We start from the raw sequence: 20,518 nt of genomic DNA on the forward strand, positions 1-20,518 counted from the left end.
CAGCGTGGTGAGCCGGTTGTCGCTCAGGGTGAGCTGTTCGAGGGTGGTCCAGGCGGCGACGGCGTCGGGCAGCGTGGTGAGCCGGTTGTCGCTCAGGTCGAGCACGGTGAGAGACGTCCAGCCGGCGACGGTGTCCGGCAGGGTGTCCAGCTTGTTGTTGGCCAGATCGAGGCTGACGACCTCGGCGAGAGCCCGGGTGTCGCGCAGCAGCTCGGTGAGGTCTTCTGAGGTGAGATCGAGACCGCTCAGGTCGACATCCCCGGCGGTGGAGGCATCAATGCGTTGCCGGGCCTCGACAAGCCTGCCGTCGCTCATGCCCCAGCAGCGTAGTCCCTCGTGCACAGTCGGTATCGCCGGCCGGGTCGGCCCCCTCCGTGCCGCGACCGGAGGCCACTGGCAGGCCGCCCATTGCCGATTGGTCGTGGCTCACCGCCGGTGACCAGTCCTAACGTCGGTGGCATGGAGATCGCGCAGGCGCAGCAGTTGTGGAAGCCGGAGCCCGGCTGGTTGAACACCGCCTCGTACGGGTTGCCGCCCGAGCCGGGCTGGACGGCGTTGCAGGACTCCCTGGCCCAGTGGCGTGTCGGCAGCACGTCCTGGGAGGGCTGGGGCGACTCGGTTCAGCGGGCCCGGACGACGTTCGCCGGTCTGATCGGGGTGCCCGACGTCGACGTGGCCGTCGGCTCGACGGTCTCCCAGATGCTCGCGCCGGTGGCGGCGTCCCTGCCGGCCGGCGCCACCGTGGTCGTTCCGGACATCGAGTTCACCTCGAACCTGTTCCCCTGGCTGGTGCAGGAGGAGCGCGGCGTCACGGTCCGCACCGTGCCGGTGGACGGGCTCGTCGAAGCGATCGACGCCGACACGGACGTGGTCGCGTTCAGCCTGGTGCAGTCGTCCGACGGCGCCGTCGCCGCGTACGACGAGATCGTGGCCGCCGCCCACGCGCACGGCGCGCTGGTGGTGGTGGACGCGAGCCAGGCGTGCGGGTGGCTGCCGTTCGACGGCGGTCGGGCCGACGTGGTGGCCGTGGGCGGCTACAAGTGGCTGATGAACCCGCGCGGCACCGCGTACGCCTATCTGGCCCCGGCCCTGCGCGAGCGTCTGCGCCCGGACGCGGCCGGCTGGTTCGCCGGCCGGGACCCGCACGCCTCCTACTACGGCCTGCCGTTGCGGTTGGCGGACGATGCCCGCCGGTTCGACATCTCGCCGGCCTGGTTCAGCTGGGTGGGCGCGGCCCCCGCCATGGAGCTGGTCGCCGAGATCGGCGTGCCGGCGATCCAGGCGCACAACGTGGCGCTGGCCAACCGGTTCCTGACCGGCCTGGGCCGGCCGGCGGGGGACAGCGCCATCGTCGCCGTCGACGTGCCCGACGCGGAACAGCGCCTCGCGGCGGCCGGCATCCGGGCGGCGGTCCGGGCCGGCCGGGTCCGCGCCTCGTTCCACCTCTATTCGACCGAGGCGGACGTGGACGCGGCGCTGACGGCGCTCGTCGACTGAGGCCGGAAGGCCGGCCGTGCCCCGCGGTGGGGCACGGCCGGCCTGGTGTTCAGGAGCAGACGCTGAAGCTCGCGTACGTGTACGCGAGGGGCTGCCACTCCAGATCAGGCCCGAGGCTCATGTCCCATTTGCCGTCGGCGAGGCGCCCGAAGTAGACGAAGTTGCTGCCGAGCCCGTCGTAGTAGAACCAGCCGTCACCCTCGTACGTGGCGACGACCATCGCCGTCGCGACGGCCCTGATTCGTAGGCGCATGTGCATCCCCCTCGTGGCTGGCGGGCAGCTGTCATAGGGGTAGATGCTCGGCCGGGTCAGGGAGTTCACGGCGAACTGAGATTCGGGCTCAGGCCAGGTGACCGCCGATCTTCGTGTAGCCGCGCAGCAGGTCCCGGGAGATGATGAGCCGCTGCATCTCGTCAGTGCCCTCGAAGATGCGGTAGAGCCGGACCTGCCGGTACCAGCGTTCGATGGGCAGCTCCCGGGTGTAGCCCATGCCGCCGTGGATCTGGAGCACCCGGTCGACGACCCGGTTGACCATCTGCGCGCCGTAGAGCTTGCCCATCGACGACGCGTGTCGGGGGTCGAGGCCCTGGTCGACGGTCCACGCCGAGCGCAGGATCAGCCAGCGGGCCGCCTCCAGTTCGGTCTCCGAGTCGGCGATCATCCACTGGATGGCCTGGTTGCTGCCGATCTTCGCGCCGAACGTCTCCCGGGTGTTGGCGTACTCGATGGCCATCTGCAGGACCCGCTCGGCGATGCCGACGGCGTGCGACGGGATGGTGTAACGGCCCTTGCCGATCCACTCCATGCCGAGGGCGAAGCCCTGCCCGATCTCGCCGAGGATATTGCGGTGCGGCACGCGTACGCCGTCGAAGATCAGCGACGCCGGGCCGCCCTCGCCCATGGTCTGGATGAACTCCGAGCGCCAGCCCATGGCCCGGTCCACCAGGAAGGCGGTCGCGCCGCCGTTGCGGGCGCCCTTCTCCCGGTCGGTCACCGCGACCACGATGGCGAAGTCGGCGTCGTGACCGCCGGTGATGAAGGTCTTCTCACCGTCGAGGATCCAGTCGTCGCCGTCCCGGCGGGCGGAGAGCCGGATGTTGGCGGCGTCCGAGCCGGCGCCCGGTTCGGTGATCGCGAAGCAGGACCGGCGCTCACCCTCGATCGTCGGGATGAGGAACTCCCGCTTCTGCTCCTCGGTGGCGTGGAACAGGATGTTGTCGGCCTCGCCGCCGAAGCGGAACGGCACGAACGTGTGGCCCAGCTCGGTCCAGATCAGCGACTGGAGGACGGCCGGCAGGTTCATCCCGCCGTACTCCTCGGGGGTCGCGAGACCCCAGAAGCCGAACTTGCGGGCCTTGAGTTGCAGCTCGCGGACCTCGGAGTGGTCCAGACTCGGCTGGTGGGCCCGCTCCCGGCGAAGCACCTCCGCCTCCAGCGGCATCACCTCGCGTTGGATGAACGACCGGGCGGTGTCCCGCACCGCCCGCTCCTCGTCGGTGAGCGAAAAGTCCACGATGGTCCTCCTGGCGTCGGCGCGGCCGGTCACCACTAAACTAGCGGTGTAAGTTTTGTTGAGTCCAGTCCCGCGAGGAGCGTTGTGCCCCGACCCCGCCAGCCCCGGCTCACCCGGCAGCTGATCGTCGAGACAGCCACCGCGCTGATCGACGCCGAGGGCCTGCCCGCCTTCTCCACCCGCCGGCTCGCCGCCGCCCTGGGCGTCCAGGGGCCCTCGCTCTACAACCACTTCGCCACCAAGGACGAGATCCTCGACGCGGTCGCCGACGGGGTCACCGGCGCCGTCGACACCAGCGGATTCGCCAGCCGCGACTGGGCCGCCGCGCTGCGCGGGTGGGCGTGGTCGTACCGGCGGGCGCTCACCGCGCACCCGAACATCGTGCCGTACCTGGCGCAGGGCCCGGGTCGGCGTCCGGCCGCGCTCGCCATGGCGGACGCGGTCTACGGCGGTCTCGTCCGCGCCGGCTGGCCGCCGGCCCGGGCCACCCACATCGGCGCGGCGCTGCGCTACTTCGTGGCCGGGTCGGCGCTCGGGTCGTTCGCCCGCGGCTTCGTCGAGGACCCCGAGCTGTACGCCGCGCACTACCCGCACCTGCGCCAGGCGCACCGGCTCGCCGAGCACCAGCAGAGCGTCGACGAGGGCGCCTTCGCCCTCGGCCTGGACGCGCTGCTGCACGGCCTCGCCGCCGAGTACGACCGCGCCCTCGGCCCCCTCGGCGCGGTGGAGTCGGGCCAGTCCAGCGGGTAGCGTCCAAACTCCCAGCGCTAGTTTCGTCGTCCGCCCGCCGCTGAGCCGCCCGTCGACCACCCCCCGAAGGGACGCCATGGACCTCGCCGCACCGCCGTCGCCGCTCCCCGACCTCCTGTGCCTCCGACGTCACCTGCACATCGGCGGCGAGTGGACGCCTCCCGCCGGCACCGGCGTGCTCGACGTGGAGAATCCGAGCACCGGCGACACCGTCGGCCAGGTCCCGGCCGGCACGGCGGCCGATGTGGACGCCGCCGTCGCCGCCGCCCGCGCCGCCTTCGCGGGTTGGGCGGCCACCGCGCCCGCGGAACGCTCCGCGCACCTCGACCGGCTGCACACCGCGCTCGCCGCCCGTGCCGACGACCTCGCCCGCACCATCGCCGTGGAGCAGGGCTCGCCGCTCAAGCTCGCCACCCGCGTGCAGGTCGGTCTCCCGCTGACGGTGCTGCGCGACCACGTCGCGCTCGCCGCCCGTCCGCCGGTCGAGGAGAGCATCGGCAACTCCCTCGTCGTCCGCGAGCCGATCGGCGTGGTCGGCGCGATCACCCCGTGGAACTACCCCCTGCACCAGGTGATGGCCAAGGTGGCGTCCGCGCTCGCCGCCGGCTGCACGGTCGTGCTCAAGCCGAGCGAGCTGACCCCGCTGACCGCGTACCTGCTCTTCGACGCGGTCACCGAGGCCGGCCTGCCGCCGGGCGTGCTCAACCTGGTCCCCGGCACCGGCGCGGTGGCGGGCGAGGCGCTCGCCGGGCACCCGGACGTCGACCTGGTGTCGTTCACCGGCAGCACCGCCACCGGCGCCCGGATCATGCGTCTCGCCGCCGACCGGATCGCGCGCGTCGCGCTTGAGCTGGGTGGCAAGTCCGCCAACGTGATCCTGGGCGACGCCGACCTGGCGACCGCGGTCAAGGTGGGCGTGGGCAACGCCCTGCTCAACTCCGGGCAGACCTGCACGGCGTGGACCAGGATGCTGGTGCACCGCGACCGATACGACGAGACGCTCGACCTGGTCGCGGCGGCGGTCTCCGGTTACCGCCTCGGCGACCCGTTCGACCCGGCCACCCGGCTCGGCCCGCTCGTCTCCGCCGCGCAGGCGCAGCGGGTACGCGGCCACGTCGACCGGGCGCTCGCCGACGGCGCGCGGCTGGTCGTCGGCGGCCCGGACGCCCCGGTCCCGGCGCGGGGGCACTTCGTCGCCCCGACCGTCTTCGCCGACGTGCACCCGAACAGCGCGCTCGCCCAGGAGGAGGTCTTCGGCCCGGTCCTCGCGGTCATCCCGTTCGACGACACCGACGAGGCCGTGGCCATCGCCAACAACTCGCGGTACGGGTTGGCCGGCGCGGTCTGGTCCGCCGACACCGACGCGGCGCTCGCGGTGGCGCGACGCCTGCGCACCGGGGCCGTCGACATCAACGGCGCGCCGTTCAACCCGCTCGCTCCCTTCGGCGGCTACAAGCAGTCCGGCCTCGGCCGGGAGTTGGGCACGCACGGGCTCGCCGAGTTCTGCGAGGTAAAGGCGATCCAGCGATGACCGGCCCCGAGCTGTCTCCGACCGCGCCGGGCGGTGCCGCCGAGCCGGCGTCCGCGCCGGTCGTCGTCCGCGCGCTGGTCGCCCGCGAACGGGGGGCCGAGCTGCGGGTCGAGCGGGTACGACTGCCCGCGCCCGGCCCCGGCGAGGTGCGGGTGACGATTCGGGCGGCGGGTGTCTGCCACTCCGACCTGTCCATGGTGAACGGCACGATCGCCGCGAGGTTCCCGCTGGTGCTCGGGCACGAGGCGACCGGGGTGGTGGCCGAGGTCGGGCCGGGCGGCGGGCTGACGGTCGGCACGCCGGTGGTGCTCAACTGGGCGCCCGCCTGCCGGGCCTGCTGGTGGTGCCGACGCGGCGAGCCGTGGCTCTGCGCCGACACGACGGCACCGACCGTGCCGCGGGGCGAGACCGAGGACGGGGTTCCGCTGCACCTGACGCTCGGTCTCGGCGCGCTCGCCGAGGCGGTGGTGGTGCCGGAGAGCGCCGTCGTACCGATCCCCGTCGGCCTGCCGGTCGAGCAGGCCGCGCTGCTCGGCTGCGCGGTGCTCACCGGCCTCGGCGCGGTCCGGAACACCGCCCGGGTGGCGTCCGGCGAGTCGGTCGCCGTCGTCGGGCTCGGTGGGGTCGGGCTGGCCGTGCTCAGCGCGGCACGCCGCGCGGGTGCCACGACGATCCTCGCCGTGGACGTGGCCGAGGCGAAGCGTGACCTCGCCCTGGCTGCGGGAGCCACCGACTTCCTGCTCTCCGACGACCGGCTCTCCAAGGAGGTGCGGGCCCGCACCGAGGGGCGGGGCGTCGACCACGCCTTCGAGTGCGTGGGCCGGGCCGCCACCATCCGTGCGGCCTGGCGGCTCACCCGGCGCGGGGGCTCGGTCACCGTGGTCGGCATGGGCGCGAAGGACGACATGGTCAGCCTCGGCGCGCTCGACATCTTCCACTCCGCCCGTACGCTGCGCTCCTCGGTGTACGGCTCGTCCGACCCGGACCGTGAGGTGCCGGTGCTGGCCGCCGAACTGGCCGACGGCACGCTGGACCTGCGCGTGCTGGTCAGCGGCACGATCGGGCTGGGCGAGGCGCCCGCCGCGTTCGACCGGCTAGCCCGAGGCGAGGGTGCCCGCTGGGTGGTGACACTGGACTGAGCCGAGCAGGCTCACCCGCTGGCGATCTCCGGCCGGCGGCACCGGCCGGAGATCGGCTTCGCTCAGAAGGGTGGTGCGTCCTCGCCCATCAGCGCCAGTACGACGCCACCCCGTCCGCTCTTGAGGCTCTGGACCACGACCTTGCCGGTGCTGCCGTCGGGCAGCTCCAACGTGAAGGTCTTGCCGATCGCGTTCTTGGGACCATTTCCGGCGCTGTTGGCGGGACGGAAGTCGCCGGCCCACGGCCGGGTCCCACCTTTGCGGGCGGGCTCGGCGAAGAGGGCGGCGGTGCCAGGGGTCCTGGTGCCGTCCGAGGAGAGAAGCACTGAGGCGCTGCGATAGGTAGCCATATGCGCCAAGGCTATCCCGGAGTGCCGCGGTTCGCGGCAGATGACGGCGCGGGTAGACGTCGACCGCCGCCGGCCCGGACGCCTTTGTCCCGGGCAGCCGGCCACCGGGGTCACGCGGCGGCGCCGAGCACCCACTGTCTGGTCTCGGCGATGAAATCGGCCGGGAAGCCGAGACTGAACCCGGTGGCCGTCTCCAGTCGCAGGGCCAGTTCCGGGGGCAGCGTGACCGCGGTGCAGCCCAGGTTGTCCCGGAGTTGTTCCACGGTCCGCGCACCGATGATCGGCAGCACGCCGCTGCGGTGGCGGGTCCAGGCGAGGGCCACCTGCGCCGGGGTGACGCCCAGCTCGCCGGCGACCTCCTGCACCACCCGCGCCACACTGAGGTCGCGGTCGCCGATCGTGTCCCGGCTCAGCCGCGTCCTCTCCTGCGGCGGGCCGGCGTTGTACTTGCCGGACAGCACGCCGCCGCCGAGCGGGCTCCAGGCCGTCACGGTCATGCCGTACGCCTCGGCCATGGGCAACAGTTCCCGCTCGGCGTCGCGGTTGACGAGGCTGTACGGCACCTGGAGGCCTGGCCGAGCTGGTACGTCGGGCGGTCGGTGCCGGCCACGAGGCCGCCCAACCGTGGGTGCAGGCGACCGCCGACCCGCGCGAGACGCTGCGAGCGGGCATCGACGCCGGCGCCGAACTCTGGCTCGCCAATGCCGCCGTGCTGCGCGCGATCGTGGAAACCTGGGCGTCCGACCCGCAGTTGCGCGAGCTGTGGCTGGGTCAGATGGCGACGTTCACCGACGCGACGATCGCACGGATCGAGGCCGATCGTCGGGCGGACCCCGCTGTCTCGGCCCGGCTCGACGGTGTCGACGTGCACGCGCTCGCCGCAACGCTGACCTGGACCGGCGAGCGGCTCTACTACCTGGCCGCGTGCGGGGTGCCGCCGTTCGACGACCGGGCGGTGCTGGTCGACACGCTCACCCGCCTGTGGGTGTCGGCGCTGTACGACCAGCGCGTACCGACGACCGGGAATCCCTCTCGTCCTGCTGGCGATCAGGTGGTTTGATCACGACGTCGATGCGGAGGGGGCACGGTGGGACGAAACGCGATCATCTTCCACGGCACCGGCGGCAACCCGGACGTCGTCTGGTACCGCTGGCTGGCCCGGCGGCTGGAGGCCCGTGGCTACGCCGTCGAGGTGCCGCACCTGCCGGGCGTCAACGTCGAGCCGATCGCGACGTTCCTGCCGACGGTGCTGGCCGGGCACCACTTCGACGAGGACACGGTCCTGGTGGGCCACTCCGGCGGCGCGGCCCTGCTCCTGGCGCTCCTCGAGCATGTCGACGTGACGGTGGCCCAGGCGATCCTGGTCGCCGGCTACTGCACCCGGCCGAACACGAGCGACGAGCCCGTCCTTCAGGAGCGCTACGACTGGGCCGCGATCCGGTCGCACGTGCGGGACATCTACTTCGTCAACTCGCGCAAGGATCCGTACGGCTGCGACGACCGGCAGGGACGTGCGATGTTCGAGCGGCTCGGCGGCGCCCAGATCGTGCGCGACGACGGCCACTTCGGCGACTACGACCAGCCGTACGAGCGGTTCGAGCTGCTCGACCGGCTCATCCCCTGACGCTCGTCACATCCGCGCCCGCAACACGTCGACCTCGCAGCCGGGCGCCGACGGGTCGAAGCCGTGCTCGGCCAGCCAACGGATCACCACCAGGCTGCGCCACGACCACCACCCCCGGATCACGTCGAGGTCGACGTCGGCGCCGTAGCCGGCCACGACGTCGCCGAGGTGCTCCTCGTGCCCAAGGGTCAGGATGGCGAGGTCGAACAGGGCGTCGCCCCGGCTCGCCTCGGACCAGTCGAGCACGCCGGTGACCTCGTCACCGTCGACGAACACGTGGTCCACCTGTAGGTCGCCGTGCGTGAACACCGGCGTCCATGGCCGGAGCGCCGCCTCGGCGATGTGCCGGTTGCGGGTGACCAGGTCGGTGGGGAGAGCGCCGTTCGCGACGAGCCAGGCGCACTCGCGGTCGAGCCGCGTGGCCAGCTCGTCGAGGCTTCGGCCGGGCCAGGGCGGCAGCGGCGCGTCGTGCAGCCTCCGTACGGCGGCGCCGGCCGCCGCCCACGCCCGCGGCGACGAGGTCGACGGCTCGCCGAGCCGGCCGAGCGCCCGTCCGGGCAGGGCGGCGAGCGCGAGCACGGGCGGGTTGCGCCACAGGACCCGCGGGGTCGCGAGGGGCGCCAGGGCCATCGCCTCGACCTCGACGTCGGCACGCCGCTGATCAGGGTCGATCTTCAGGAACACGTCGCCGGCCCGTACGGTCGCGCGCTCGCTGTGGGCGACGACGACCTCTACCTCATGCACGTCGGTCATTCTCGCGGGACGACGGTCGGCGCTCGACTGGTTTTTCCGCTCCGGCGGTTGCGCCGAGCGCTATACCTAGCAGTATTATGCATCGTACTTCTAGGTAAGAGTGGGAGGTTCCGTGAAGGTCGCCAAGGACCTGGTCGCCGCGTCGGCGACGCCGATGGTGCTCGGCATCCTGGCCGAGGGGGAGAGCTACGGATACGCCATCCTGCGGCGGATCAACGAGCTGTCCGGGGGAGAGCTGGACTGGACCGAGGGGCTGCTCTATCCGCTGCTGCACCGGCTCGAGCGCCTGGGCCATGTGGAGGCGAGCTGGCAGTCGGTCGCCGGTGAGCGCAAACGCAAGTACTACCGGATCACCGACCGGGGCCGGGCCGAGCTGGCCGAGCAGCGCCGGCAGTGGGACACGGTCGTGGGCGCGCTCAAGGAGATCTGGCACGACCGGACGCCGCTGACGGCGCGTCCGCTGGAGGGTCTCGCGTGACGGCGTACGACGGTCCCCACGAGCACGAAGGCCCGCTCGAGTTGGAGGCGCAGGTGACGCAGTGGCGTCAGTACGTGCTGCGCCGCGGGACGCTGAGCCCGGCCGACGCCGACGAGCTGGAGGACCACCTCCGCGGTTCCGTCGACGCGCTCGTCGCGGCGGGCCTCAGCGCGGACGAGGCGTTCCTGGTCGCCGTGAAACGGATGGGCAGCCTCGACGAGCTGTCCCGGGAGTTCGCCCGGGAACACTCGGAGCGGCTCTGGAAGCAGCTCGTGCTCACCGGCGACTCCGGCGCCTCGGACGCCGGCACGCGTTCCCGACGGGACCTGTGGGTGATGCTCGGCGCGGCGGCCGGCGCGGTGGCGTCCGTGAAGGCGCCGGCGCTGTTCGGGCTGACCTTCGACGACGACGGCGCGTTCTACACGCGTAACTTCACCCTGTTCGCGCTGCCCTGGCTTGCGGCGTTCCTCGCCTGGCGTCGCCGAGCCCGGCCGGCGGTGGTCGTGGCGCTGGTGGCGCTGTTCGTCCTCGGCGCGCTGGCGGCCAACGTCTACCCGCTGGCGGGCGACTCGCAGTCCATCGTCGTCACCAGCGTCCACCTGCCGATCGCGCTGTGGCTCGTGGTCGGCCTGGCCTACGTCGCCGACGACTGGCGCTCGACACGTCGACGCATGGACTTCATCCGCTTCACCGGCGAGTGGTTCATCTACTTCGTGCTGATGGCCCTCGGTGGCGGCGTGCTCGCCGCCTTCCTTTTCAACACCTTCGCGGCCATCGGCATCGTCCCGGAGGCGTTCGTCTCGCAGTGGTTCCTACCCTGCGGCGCGGCGGCCGCGGTCGTCGTGGCCGGGTGGCTGGTCGAGGCCAAGCAGAGCGTCGTCGAGAACATCGCGCCGGTCCTCACCCGGCTGTTCACTCCGCTCTTCACGGCCGCGCTCCTCGCCTTCCTCGTGGCCGTCGTCTGGACCAGCCACGGCATCGACGTCGAGCGCGAGGCGCTGATCCTGTTCGACCTGCTGCTGGTCGTGGTGCTGGGGCTGCTGCTCTACTCGCTGTCGGCCCGCGACCCGCTGGCCCCGCCCGGCGCGTTCGACAAGCTCCAGCTGGCGCTCGTGCTCAGCGCGTTGGCCATCGACGTGCTGGTGCTGTTCGAGATCACCGGGCGCATCACCGACGACTACGGCGGTACGCCCAACCGGGCGGCGGCCCTCGGCGAGAACGTGGTCCTGCTGGTCAACCTCGCGTGGTCGGCCTGGCTCCTGCTGAGCTTCGTGCGCCGGCGTACGCCGTTCGCGGCCCTCGAACGCTGGCAGACCGGCTACCTGCCGGTGTACGCCGCCTGGGCCTGGATCGTGGTCCTCGTCTTCCCGCCGCTGTTCCAGTACGCCTAGCGAGCTGCGGGACAGGAGGCGGCCGACCAGCGCGGCGGCGAGGCCGGCGACCCCGGCCGCCGCGAAGCCGCCGGCCGGCACCCAGAGGTCGATCGCCACGCCGACGAGAGGGGCACCCAGGGCGAACCCGGCGCTCTGCGCCGACGCCTGCAGACCTGTCGCCTCCCCGCGTACTCCGGGCGGTGCCAGCCGGCTCACCGCGTCGGCCACCGTGGCAAGGGTCGGCGCGGTGAGAAGCCCGCTGCCGACGACGGCGACGCACAGCCAGGGCCAGGTGTCGGCGAGCCCGGCGGGAATCGTCACGAGTCCGAGCGCGCCGAGGAGGACCCACGTGGGCAGCGGCCGGGCCAGCGCGCCGAAGACCAGACCACCGACGACGGAGGACACCCCGAGCACCACGACCACCATGGCGGCCCAGGACACCTGCCCGGCCTCTCGAAGCGTGGCGATGATGGCGAGGTCGACACCGCCGAGCAGCGTCGTCGTGCCGAGCGCCATCGTCAACGCGGCGATCATGTCGCCGTTCAGCCACTGCCGGCGGGCAATCGGTCCGGTGGCGGCGGCCTGCCCTTCGCCCCGGGGACGCATCGGCGGGTTGAGCAGCGCGATGCCGGACCCGCCGGCCAGGATCGCGGCGCCGACCGCCCACGCCACCACCTCGGGGGACACGGTCGCCGCACCCAGGATCACGACCGCCGGCCCCACGAGGTACGACAGTTCGCCCTGCACCGATTCCAGCGCGAACGCGGTCCGGCGCAGCTCCGCTGTCGTCATCGCGGCGATCGCCTGCCTGCTCACCGCCTGCACGGGCACCATCAGCAGACCCGCCACGACGCTGGCCGCCAGCAGCAGCTCGTATCGCAGGAGCGGCACACTCAGCCAGAACGCGGCCTGCGCCAGGAGGGTGACCAGCAGGACGGCGCGCAGGCCCCGCGAATCGATCAGGCGACCGAGCAGCGGCCCGCCCAGTGCCACCCCGGCGGTCAGGGCCGCCGCGACGCCCCCCGCCGCCACGTAACCCAGCTTCAGGCTCAGCACGACGTACAGCGTCAGAGCGGTCACGTCGGCCGTGATCGCGGTGCGGGCCAGCAGCGAGACGCCCAGCAGCGGCGCCATGCCGGGCACCCCGAGCACCTGCCGATAGCTGGTCACCCATCCGACGCTAGGCCAGTGCCGGGCCCATAAGAAGTGGTCATCTGCTTGGGTACGGCATAATGAGGTCTTATGGCGAGGGACTTGGAAACGGGCCTGCTGCGATCGTTCGTCACCGCCGTACGGGCTGGCAGCATCAGCCGCGCCGCGAGCGCCCTCGGCCAGACCCAACCCGCCCTCAGTCAGCAGGTGCGCAGGCTGGAGGGCGTCGTCGGCCATCCACTGCTGCACCGGTCCCCGTCCGGCGTCTCACCCACGCGGGCGGGTGAGCAGCTCCTGCCGTACGCCGAACGCATCCTCGCGCTCTCCGGACAGGCCCTGACCGAGACCGGGCGTGCGCTCACCGGCCACTGTGGCGTCGGGTTGCTCGAAGACCTCGCCGCGTCCCAGCTGCCGCAGGCGCTCGCCGACCTCGCCCGGCTGCACCCCCGCGCGACGCTGGAGGTCCTCAGTCTGTCCAACTCCGCGATGCGGGAGGCCTACGACGCGGGTCGGGTCCAGCTCGTGCTCGACGCCGTGCCGGACATACCCGGTCCGCCGCGCTGGACCGTACGCCGGTCGCTGGTGTGGGCGGTCGGCCAGGGTGTGGACGTGACCGCCGATCCGCTGCCGGTCGTGCTGTTCTCGACCCCGTGCTCCTGGCGTACGGCCGTACTCGACGCGATGGGGCGTGCCGATCGGCCCTGGCGGGTGGCCTTCGAGAGCAACAGCCTGGTCGGCGTGCTCGCGGCGGTCCGGGCCGGGCTCGGCGTGGCCGCGCTCATGCCGGCGAACCTCGAACCGGGCATGTCGTCCCACCACGCCGACGCCCTACCCGCCCTGCCGGACGTCGAGTTCGGGCTGACCCGGCATCCGGCGACGGGGGGTGATCCGTTGACGGACGCCGTGGAGAACGCGCTGCGTCGGATGGTCTGAGCCCGCCCCGGGTCACTTGCCGGTGACGATGCCCGGGTTGATGCACAGGCCCGGGTTCGCGCCGTTCTTCTCGGCGATCTCCAGGCAGCGGGTCACCTTGTCGACCTTCGCGTTGGTCTCGGTGATCTGCTTGGAGATCTCGGCGTTCTTACGGTCCTGCTCCAGGTTGCGGGTCTGCGCCAGCTTGTCCTGGAACGCCTTGATGTTGCCCTCGGTCTTGTCGTCGTGGTTGACCCGGGTGATGGTCACCGACAGGATGTCGACGTCCGTGGCGAGGCGGCTCTCCGCGCTGGTCTTGATGTTCGCCGCGAACGGTTTGAGGTCGACGTTGAGGTCGCCGGTGCGCGCGTCGATCTTCTCCAGTGGGTTGTACGCGGCGAACGCGTCGTTGACCGCGCTGTCGAGCTGCACGCCCACCCGCTGTCCCCGGAAGCTCACGAAGTCTCCCTTGTAGTCCATGAACTGCTTGGGGGCGTTCTCCGGTTTGACCTGCCACTCGATGAGCACCTCGACGCAGGCGTCGGCGAGCGTTCCGGTACGGACCCGGACGCAGTCGTTGCCGCCGATGTGGTCGTACTTCTGCCGGCCCGCGTCCCACTCGCCGACCTTCTGCCAGGGGGCCACCCACTTCAGGCCCGAGCCGGTCACCTCGCCGGTCGGCTTGCCGAAGCTGGTCACGATGCCCACCGAGCGGATCGGCACCGAGTGGGCGCTGGAGGCGATGCCGACCACCAGGCTGAGGGTGAGGAAGCCGAGCGCGGCGAGGGCGGCCACCCGCTTCAGTGAGCGGGCGGGCGCGACGAGCGCGGCGACGGCGCTGACGACCAGGGCGACGGCGAGGACGATCGCCATGGTGAAGCCGACTGGCATGGGGTGGGGGCCTTCCGCTGGGCTGTGTGGATCTTCACGCTAGGAGGCCCGGTCAAGTCGGGCCGCGCCGGTCGGCGCCGGTCCGCCGCCGGTAAATTCCGCGCCGGGCGCATCCGTCGCGCCCGGTCGCGGCGAACCCTGGACAGAGAACACCGACCCGGGGGTACGTCTGTGCTGACCGATCCGATGCCGTCTGTGCTGACCGATCCGATGCCGGCAGACGCCGTGCAGACCGCGCTCAAGCGGGTCTCGCTGGCGGCCGAGGACCTGGACGGTAACCGGGTCGCCGCGCTGATGCTGGAGTTGGCGGCCGAGTGGGGCGTACCGGCGCTCTGGGAGCAGGTCTGCCAGCCGCTGCTGGCGCCTCTGTCGGGGCGCGACGCCGGCGAGATCGCCGTGGAACACGCCCTGTCCGAGGGCGTCCGCGTCGGGCTGGACGTGTATCGCCGGGATCCCGGGCGGTCCCTGCCGACCGGCGGGGTGCTGCTGGCCGGCGCCGAACGGGAGGCGCACTCGCTCGGTCTGCACGCCCTCGCCGCGGCCCTGCGGGAGCGGGGGCATGGCTGCCTGCACCTGGGGCCCGCGCTGCCGTGGTCCGCGCTGGGCAGCGCCGTGCGCCGCGCTCGCCCGTACACCGTCGTGGTGTGGTCGCAGACGCCGGTCACCGGGCGCGCGTACCGTCTGGTGCGTTTCGCCCGCGATTTCCCCGGCCTGCGCGTCTACGGCGCCGGGCCGGGCTGGATCGAACCGCTCGCCGCCCCGGCGGCCCACCTGAGCGCGCTGCCGGCCGCCGTGGCGGCCTGTCTGAGCGTGCCGGAGCCGGGGGAGCGGCGTCGCGCCGAGACGTGACGCGGACCACTTCCGATACGAAACAGTTCCGTATCGTTAATGGCGGTCGTAGTCTGTTCGCCGTTACGAGTCTGGCCCGTATCGTATTGCGGAACGGGTGCAACCGGGGGGAGAACCGGGCATGGAGCTGCACGACAACACAGGACACCCGAGGAGGTGGGCGATCCTGGGGGTGCTGGTGATCAGCCTCCTCGTCGTCGTCCTCGACAACACGATCCTCAACGTCGCACTACGCACCCTGGCCGACCCGGTACACGGTCTCGGCGCCAGCCAGGGCGAGCTGGAGTGGGCGATCAACTCCTACACGCTGGTCTTCGCCGGCCTGCTGTTCACCTTCGGCGTGCTCGGCGACCGCGCCGGCCGCAAGCGCTTCCTGATGATCGGACTGGCGCTGTTCGGCCTGGCGTCGCTGCTCTCGGCGTACGCCGACAGCCCCGCGCAGCTCATCGCGGCCCGCGCCCTGATGGGAGTCGGCGGCGCGGCCATCATGCCGGTGACGCTCTCGATCATCTCCAATGTCTTCGATCCCCGCGAGCGCGGCCGGGCCATCGGCGTCTGGGCCGGCGCGGTCGGCCTGGCCGTGGCGATCGGCCCGATCCTCGGCGGCACGCTGCTGGAGCACTTCTGGTGGGGCTCGGTCTTCCTGATCAACGTCCCGGTGGTCGTCGCCGGCGTGATCCTGGTGGCGGTGCTCGTCCCCGAGTCGCGTGACCCGCGCCCCGGCCGCGTCGACCTGCTCGGCGTCCTGCTCTCCGTGGTCGGCCTGGTGGCCCTCTCCTACGGCATCATCGACGGTGGCGAGCACGGCTTCGACCGTCCGGTGGCCTGGGGCTCGATCCTGGTGGGCATCGCCGTGCTGGCCTGGTTCGTGCGGCACGAACTCCGCTCCGACCACCCATCGCTGGACGTCCGGCTGTTCAAGGTGCCCCGTTTCGCGGCGCCGGTGGCCATCGTCGGCCTGGTGTTCTTCGCCGCGATGGGCGTGATGTTCTTCAGCTCCTTCTACCTGCAGCTGGTTCGCGACTACAGCCCGCTGCAGACCGGTCTGCTCTTCCTGCCCTTCGCCGGGGCCCAGCTGATCTTCGCGCCGCGCAGCGCCGCGATGGTCCGCCGGTACGGTGGCCGGGCGGTCGCCGCCGTCGGGCTGGGGCTGACCGTGGTGGCGCTGGCCGCGTTCGCCTTCATCGACGCCTCCACCCCGATCTGGATGGTGCTGGTCGTCTTCTTCCTCCAGGGCGTCGGAATGGCCAACATCATGCCGCCGGCCACCGAGTCCATCATGTCGGCGCTGCCGCGTGAGAAGGCCGGCGTCGGCTCCGCGGTGAGCAACACCGTCCGCCAGGTGGCCGGCGCGCTCGGCGTGGCGGTCCTCGGCTCGGTGCTCAGCGCGGTCTACCGCAGCGACGTTGGCGACGCGCTGACCGGCCTGCCCGCCCAGGCGCAGGACGCGGCCAACGAGTCGATCTCCGGGGCGTACGCGGCGGCCGGGCAACTCGGCCCGGCGGCGCCCACGCTGATCTCGGCGGCCAACGACGCCTTCGTCACGGCCATGCACTGGGCGGCGGCGCTCTCCGCGATCGTCGCGGCCCTCGGCATGCTGGTGGTGCTGCGGTGGATGCCGGGCCGCAACGCCCTGCCCCCGGCGTCCGCGGCGCCCGCCACCGAGCCCGAGTTGGCCGGCACGGTCTAGGTTCGGGGACAATGTCCGACATGACCTCCACCGCCGATGCTCCGCGGTCGCCCGGGCGACCGCGGAGCATCCGCGCCGACGAGGCGATCCTCGAGGCGACCCTCGACCTGCTCGCCGAGGGCAGCACCGTCGAGGCGCTCTCGATCGAGGCGATCGCCACCCGCGCCGGCGTCGGCAAGGCCACCATCTACCGCCGCTGGGCCGGCAAGGACGCGCTGCTGATCGACGCTCTGCGTCGGCTCAAGGGCATCATGCCGCAGCCGGCCGGCCACTCCGTCCGCGACGACCTGCTCGTGCTGGTCGGCGCGGTCGGGCAGAACGTCGACCCCCGCGCGACCAAGATCATGCCGTGCCTGGTGCCGGCGGTGAACCGCAGCCCGGACCAGTTCCAGCTCTACCAGAACATCATCGAGCCCCGGCGGCAGCTCATGCGCGAGGTGCTGCGGCGCGGCATCGACGAAGGGCTGCTCCGGCCCGACATCGACGTCGAGGTCACCATGGCGCTGCTCACCGGGCCGATGCTGATCCAACGCGTACTCCAGTGGAACCCCGAGCTGGACGACCGCGACCTGCCCACGCAGGTCGTGGACGCCGTTCTCGAAGGCATCCGCGCCCGCTGAGCCGACCGCGCGCCCTGGCCTGGGCCTTCCCGACCGAGCGTCGGGTCAGCCCGCCGGGGCGCGCAGCCGGTGCAGGCGCAGCGCCAACTGCACCTCAAGCGCCCGCTCCGGGCGCTGCCAGTCCGCGCCGAGCAACTGCCCGACCCTCTCCAGCCGCTGGGTCACCGTGTTGACGTGCACATGCAGCTGCTCGGCGGCTCGGGCCAGGCTGCCGCCCACCCCGAAGTACGCCTCCAACGTCTTCACCAGTGCCGTACCGCGCCGGGCGTCGTAGTCGACGACCGGCCCGACCGTGGTGGTGAGGAACCTCGCCACGTCCTTGTCGCCCTGGTCACCCACCGTGCCCAGCAGCAGCCCGACGAAGCCCAACTCGGCGGTGCTCGCACCCTGACCGGCGCGGCCCAGCGCGCCGAGGGCGGTGAGGCAGCGGTCCGCCTCGTGGAACGTCCCCGCCAACGTCCCCGGCCCGGTCGCCGGGCCACTCGCCCCGGCGGTCACCGGCCGGCCCGTCACCCGCGACAGGTCCCGGGCCACCGCGCGGGCGCTGCCGCCGGCATCCTGGCCCGGCAGCATCAGGACCACCCGACCGTCGCGCGCCGCCGCCAGGCCACCCCGAGTCGACGCGTACGTGGTGGCCCAGGAGAGCACCCGTTGCCGCGCCGACCCGGTCGCCGCGATCGCGTCGTCGCCCACCGTCACCAGCACGTGCGGCGCGTCCAGGTCCACCCCGAGCCGACGGGCCCGGCTGCGCAGCGCGTCGGTGTCGCGCAGCGGCCGGGCGATCAGGTCGTCCAGCAACTCGCCACGGACCCGACCCTCCGCCTCGGCGACCGTCCGGCGGAACAGCAGCAGCAGGGCGGTCACCAGCGCGGCCCGCTCCAGGATGCGCTGGTCCGCGTCGACCAACTCGTCGTTGGGACGCAAGACCAGCGCGCCCAGGTTCTCCGTACCGGCGACCACCGCCGCGTACCAGAGTGGACCACGGCGGACGCTGCGCCCCTCGGTCCGGGACGCGGCCACCGCCTCGACGATGTCCGCCCGCTCCGGCTCGTCGATCTCGCCGACCCGGGCCAGCAGACGACCCTCGGCGTCCAACGCCAGCAGCGCCCCGCCCAGCACGTCGGTCACCGCCGCCGCCACGTCCTCCACGCCGCCGCCGCGCAGCACCAGCGCCGTCATCCGGTCGTGCGCCGCCGCGGCCCGCTCCACCGAGCTGCTGTGCGCCCGGATGGTGGTGTTCGCCGCCGACAACTCGGCCAGCGCCGAACGGGTCTCGGCCAGCAGCCGGGCCGTGTCGATCGCCACCGCGGCGTGCGCGGCCAGGGAGACCAGCAACGCCACCTCCTCCCGGGCGAACGGCCGGGCCGAGCGGTTGGCCGAGTAGAGCACTCCGATCGAGGTGGAGCCGAGCCGCAGCGGCACCCCGAGGATCGCCACCAGGCCCTCCTCGCCCACGCCGGCGTCGATCTCGCCGGTGTGGTGGAAGCGCGCGTCCTCGCCGTAGTTGGCGGTGACGTACGGCGCGCCGGACTGGGCCACCAGACCACCCAGGCCGGCGCCCATCGGCAGCCGCAACCGCTGGAAGCGGGCCGACACGGACCCGTCGGTCACCCGCATGTACGTGTCGCCGCGCTCGTCGTCGTTCAGCGTCATGTACGCCACGTCGGCGCCCAGCAGGTTGCGCGCCCGGTGCACGATCGCCCGCAGCACGTCGTCCAGGTCGCGCAGCCCGGCCAGGTCACTGACCGTGTCGTACAGGCCGGACAGCTCGGTCTCCCGGCGACGACGGCGCTCCAGGAGCGCGCGGACCCGCAGCGCCACCGTCTTGGCCTGCTCCAACTCGGCCAGCCGGGCCGGCGGCACACCCGCGGCCCGCGCGGCCACCAGCGGGCCTTCGAACTCCACCGCGGCGGCCTCGCGGGCGAGCAGCTCCAGGAACTCCACCGGCGACGACATGGTCGACATTGTGCGCGGACCCACTAGTTGGCCGTCCAGCCCCCGTCGAGCGCGATCGACGCGCCGGTGATGAAGGCCGCCGGCGGTGAGCAGAGGTACGCCAGCAACTCGGCCACCTCCTCCGGTTCGATCAGCCGTTTGACGGCCGCCCGGGCCAGCATGATCTTCTCGACGACCTCGGCCTCCTCGATACCGTGGCTGGCGGCCTGGTCGGCGATTTGGCTCTCGACCAGGGCGGTCCGCACGTACGCGGGGTTGATGCAGTTGGCGGTCACCCCGTGCGCGGCGCCCTCCAGCGCCACCACCTTCGAGAGCCCTTCGAGGGCGTGCTTCGCCGAGACGTACGCCACCTTGTACGGCGAGGCCCGCAGACCGTGCACCGACGAGATGTTGACGATCCGACCCCAGCCCCGGGCGTACATGTGCGGCAGCGCCCGGCGGATCAACAGGAACGGCGCCTCCACCATCACCCGCTGGATGTACTCGAAACGCTCGACGGGAAAGTCCTGCACCGGCGCCACGTGCTGGAGCCCCGCGTTGTTCACCACGATGTCGACGTCCACGTCGAGGGCGTCCACGGCAGCCGGGTCGGCCAGGTCCACGCCCTCAGCACGTCCGCCGGCCTGGGCGGCCACGGCCTTGGCCGCCTCCAGGTTCCGGTCCACCACGAGCACCTTCGCGCCGGCCGCGCCGAGACGCAGGGCGCACGCCCGCCCGATGCCGCTGCCGCCGCCGGTGACCAGGGCGGTCCGACCGGCGAGGTCGACCTGTACGACGTGGGGGACCGCCACGGGTTCTGCCGTCATGGCGCAAGAAGTTACGAGCTGTGTGTCCGTCGGCACATGGGCCGGAGCCACATACTCCCGGGCAAAGCTGTGTGCCCCTCCCGTGCACCGCCGCGCTGCTCGCCGGCCCGCCCGCCCGCCCGCCCGCCGGCCCGCCCGCCCGCCGGCCCGCCCGTCCGCTGGGAGGCCGCGCCGCCCGCTGGACCGCCGCGTCGGCCGCAAGATCGCGCTGCAGCCAGGATGTAGTGGTCTCGGCGGTGCGGGGCGGCCGCCCCGGCTGCTGTGCCGCCGCCCCGGCTGCTGTGCCGCCGCCCCGGCTGCTGGGCCGCCGCGTCGGCCGCAAGGTCGTGCTGCATCCAGGATGTAGTGGTGTCGGCGGGGCGAGAGGCCACTACATCCAGGATTGAGCGTGACCTTGGGCCGTGCAGGCCCGCCCGCTCGCCCGGCCGGCCCGCCCGCCCGCCCGCTCGCCCGGCCCGCGCGCCAGTGCCCTGCTGGACCGCAGATCGGCGCCGGACGGTGGTTGTGGGTGGCGCGCGCCGTCAAGATCCGCGCAACTTCGGGGAGCTAGTTGCATCCTGTTTGTGCTGGTGGGCGGGGGTTGACGGGGCTGGTGGCGGCGGTCCAGGTACTGGCTGCGCCCGTGTTGATCTA

General features: G+C 72.7%; 21 protein-coding genes and 1 pseudogene. 12 read left to right on the forward strand and 10 right to left on the reverse strand.

Translation table 11 applies throughout. The annotated features are described in order from the left end of the window. Positions 1-315 (reverse strand): leucine-rich repeat domain-containing protein (locus ABZ272_RS30950; RefSeq protein WP_355053478.1); only part of this gene is annotated, 315 nt, incomplete at its 3' end. A 144-nt stretch (positions 316-459) separates the two neighbouring features. Here ABZ272_RS30950 and ABZ272_RS30955 point away from each other — a divergent pair. Beyond that, positions 460-1,497, forward strand: a complete 1,038-nt coding sequence (locus ABZ272_RS30955) for an aminotransferase class V-fold PLP-dependent enzyme (RefSeq protein WP_355053479.1) — start codon at positions 460-462, stop codon at positions 1,495-1,497. 49 nt (positions 1,498-1,546) lie between these two features. Here the strand turns inward: ABZ272_RS30955 and ABZ272_RS30960 are convergent, their stop codons facing one another. Both ABZ272_RS30960 and ABZ272_RS30965 read right to left on the reverse strand, forming a co-directional pair. Then, complete coding sequence (locus ABZ272_RS30960) at positions 1,547-1,750, reverse strand: hypothetical protein (protein WP_355053480.1); 204 nt, start codon at positions 1,748-1,750, stop codon at positions 1,547-1,549. Positions 1,751-1,838: 88 nt separating this feature from the next. Beyond that, a complete protein-coding gene (locus ABZ272_RS30965; RefSeq protein ID WP_355053481.1) occupies positions 1,839-3,011 on the reverse strand; it encodes an acyl-CoA dehydrogenase family protein in 1,173 nt (390 codons plus the stop codon). A gap of 84 nt (positions 3,012-3,095) precedes the next feature. On the opposite strand from ABZ272_RS30965, the gene ABZ272_RS30970 reads away from it, so the two are divergent. The 3 genes from ABZ272_RS30970 to ABZ272_RS30980 all read left to right on the forward strand — a co-directional run bounded on the left by ABZ272_RS30970 (position 3,096) and on the right by ABZ272_RS30980 (position 6,431). Continuing rightward, entirely contained in the window at positions 3,096-3,761 is a 666-nt protein-coding gene (locus ABZ272_RS30970; RefSeq protein ID WP_355053482.1) for a TetR/AcrR family transcriptional regulator C-terminal domain-containing protein, read from the forward strand. A 76-nt stretch (positions 3,762-3,837) separates the two neighbouring features. Then, positions 3,838-5,292 carry an aldehyde dehydrogenase family protein gene (locus tag ABZ272_RS30975; protein WP_355053483.1) on the forward strand — a complete coding sequence of 485 codons (1,455 nt, stop codon included), beginning with the start codon at positions 3,838-3,840 and terminating at the stop codon, positions 5,290-5,292. Continuing rightward, on the forward strand, positions 5,289-6,431 hold the full coding sequence (locus ABZ272_RS30980) for a zinc-binding dehydrogenase (protein WP_355053484.1): 1,143 nt from the start codon (positions 5,289-5,291) through the stop codon (positions 6,429-6,431). Before ABZ272_RS30975 ends, ABZ272_RS30980 begins: the two co-directional genes overlap by 4 nt. Before the next feature lie 62 nt (positions 6,432-6,493). Here the strand turns inward: ABZ272_RS30980 and ABZ272_RS30985 are convergent, their stop codons facing one another. Beyond that, positions 6,494-6,781, reverse strand: a complete 288-nt coding sequence (locus ABZ272_RS30985; protein ID WP_355053485.1) for a hypothetical protein — start codon at positions 6,779-6,781, stop codon at positions 6,494-6,496. A 110-nt stretch (positions 6,782-6,891) separates the two neighbouring features. Beyond that, the gene (locus ABZ272_RS30990; RefSeq protein WP_355053486.1) at positions 6,892-7,344 is read right to left on the reverse strand and encodes an aldo/keto reductase; all 453 of its coding nucleotides are present in this window, start codon (positions 7,342-7,344) and stop codon (positions 6,892-6,894) included. Positions 7,345-7,409: 65 nt separating this feature from the next. Between ABZ272_RS30990 and ABZ272_RS30995 the strand changes: the two genes are divergently transcribed. After that, positions 7,410-7,841 carry a hypothetical protein gene (locus tag ABZ272_RS30995; RefSeq protein WP_355053487.1) on the forward strand — a complete coding sequence of 144 codons (432 nt, stop codon included), beginning with the start codon at positions 7,410-7,412 and terminating at the stop codon, positions 7,839-7,841. 27 nt (positions 7,842-7,868) lie between these two features. Further along, a complete protein-coding gene (locus ABZ272_RS31000) occupies positions 7,869-8,405 on the forward strand; it encodes an alpha/beta hydrolase (protein ID WP_355053488.1) in 537 nt (178 codons plus the stop codon). Between the two features lie 6 nt (positions 8,406-8,411). On the opposite strand, the gene ABZ272_RS31005 is transcribed toward ABZ272_RS31000, so the two are convergent. After that, entirely contained in the window at positions 8,412-9,158 is a 747-nt protein-coding gene (locus tag ABZ272_RS31005; RefSeq protein WP_355053489.1) for an aminoglycoside phosphotransferase family protein, read from the reverse strand. Positions 9,159-9,270: 112 nt separating this feature from the next. Here ABZ272_RS31005 and ABZ272_RS31010 point away from each other — a divergent pair, with 112 nt between their 5' ends. Both ABZ272_RS31010 and ABZ272_RS31015 read left to right on the forward strand, forming a co-directional pair. Further along, positions 9,271-9,636, forward strand: coding sequence for a PadR family transcriptional regulator (locus tag ABZ272_RS31010; RefSeq protein WP_355053490.1), 366 nt, complete (start codon positions 9,271-9,273; stop codon positions 9,634-9,636). Beyond that, a complete protein-coding gene (locus ABZ272_RS31015; RefSeq protein ID WP_355053491.1) occupies positions 9,633-11,027 on the forward strand; it encodes a permease prefix domain 1-containing protein in 1,395 nt (464 codons plus the stop codon). Before ABZ272_RS31010 ends, ABZ272_RS31015 begins: the two co-directional genes overlap by 4 nt. Positions 11,028-11,096: 69 nt before the next feature. Here the strand turns inward: ABZ272_RS31015 and ABZ272_RS31020 are convergent. After that, a pseudogene (locus ABZ272_RS31020) lies at positions 11,097-12,143 on the reverse strand (MFS transporter); the annotation flags it as partial. Between the two features lie 108 nt (positions 12,144-12,251). Here ABZ272_RS31020 and ABZ272_RS31025 point away from each other — a divergent pair. Next, positions 12,252-13,094: a LysR family transcriptional regulator gene (locus ABZ272_RS31025; protein ID WP_355053492.1), complete on the forward strand. Its 843-nt coding sequence runs from the start codon at positions 12,252-12,254 to the stop codon at positions 13,092-13,094. Between the two features lie 12 nt (positions 13,095-13,106). Here ABZ272_RS31025 and ABZ272_RS31030 read toward each other — a convergent pair whose 3' ends face one another. Beyond that, on the reverse strand, positions 13,107-13,964 hold the full coding sequence (locus ABZ272_RS31030; RefSeq protein WP_355053493.1) for an SPFH domain-containing protein: 858 nt from the start codon (positions 13,962-13,964) through the stop codon (positions 13,107-13,109). A gap of 186 nt (positions 13,965-14,150) precedes the next feature. Between ABZ272_RS31030 and ABZ272_RS31035 the strand changes: the two genes are divergently transcribed. The 3 genes from ABZ272_RS31035 to ABZ272_RS31045 all read left to right on the forward strand — a co-directional run bounded on the left by ABZ272_RS31035 (position 14,151) and on the right by ABZ272_RS31045 (position 17,123). Beyond that, positions 14,151-14,813, forward strand: coding sequence for a transcriptional regulator (locus ABZ272_RS31035; RefSeq protein ID WP_355053498.1), 663 nt, complete (start codon positions 14,151-14,153; stop codon positions 14,811-14,813). A gap of 121 nt (positions 14,814-14,934) precedes the next feature. Beyond that, positions 14,935-16,503, forward strand: coding sequence for a DHA2 family efflux MFS transporter permease subunit (locus ABZ272_RS31040; protein ID WP_355053494.1), 1,569 nt, complete (start codon positions 14,935-14,937; stop codon positions 16,501-16,503). An 11-nt stretch (positions 16,504-16,514) separates the two neighbouring features. After that, complete coding sequence (locus ABZ272_RS31045; protein ID WP_355053495.1) at positions 16,515-17,123, forward strand: TetR/AcrR family transcriptional regulator; 609 nt, start codon at positions 16,515-16,517, stop codon at positions 17,121-17,123. A 45-nt stretch (positions 17,124-17,168) separates the two neighbouring features. Here ABZ272_RS31045 and ABZ272_RS31050 read toward each other — a convergent pair whose 3' ends face one another. Both ABZ272_RS31050 and ABZ272_RS31055 read right to left on the reverse strand, forming a co-directional pair. Further along, the gene (locus ABZ272_RS31050; RefSeq protein WP_355053496.1) at positions 17,169-19,103 is read right to left on the reverse strand and encodes a helix-turn-helix domain-containing protein; all 1,935 of its coding nucleotides are present in this window, start codon (positions 19,101-19,103) and stop codon (positions 17,169-17,171) included. Continuing rightward, the gene (locus ABZ272_RS31055) at positions 19,103-19,885 is read right to left on the reverse strand and encodes a 3-hydroxybutyrate dehydrogenase (protein ID WP_355053497.1); all 783 of its coding nucleotides are present in this window, start codon (positions 19,883-19,885) and stop codon (positions 19,103-19,105) included. The genes ABZ272_RS31050 and ABZ272_RS31055 overlap by 1 nt, the downstream gene beginning before the upstream one ends. Between the last annotated feature and the right edge of the window lie 633 nt (positions 19,886-20,518).

Source organism: Micromonospora sp. NPDC005979, from assembly GCF_040614415.1.
Taxonomy (GTDB): Bacteria; Actinomycetota; Actinomycetes; order Mycobacteriales; family Micromonosporaceae; genus Micromonospora.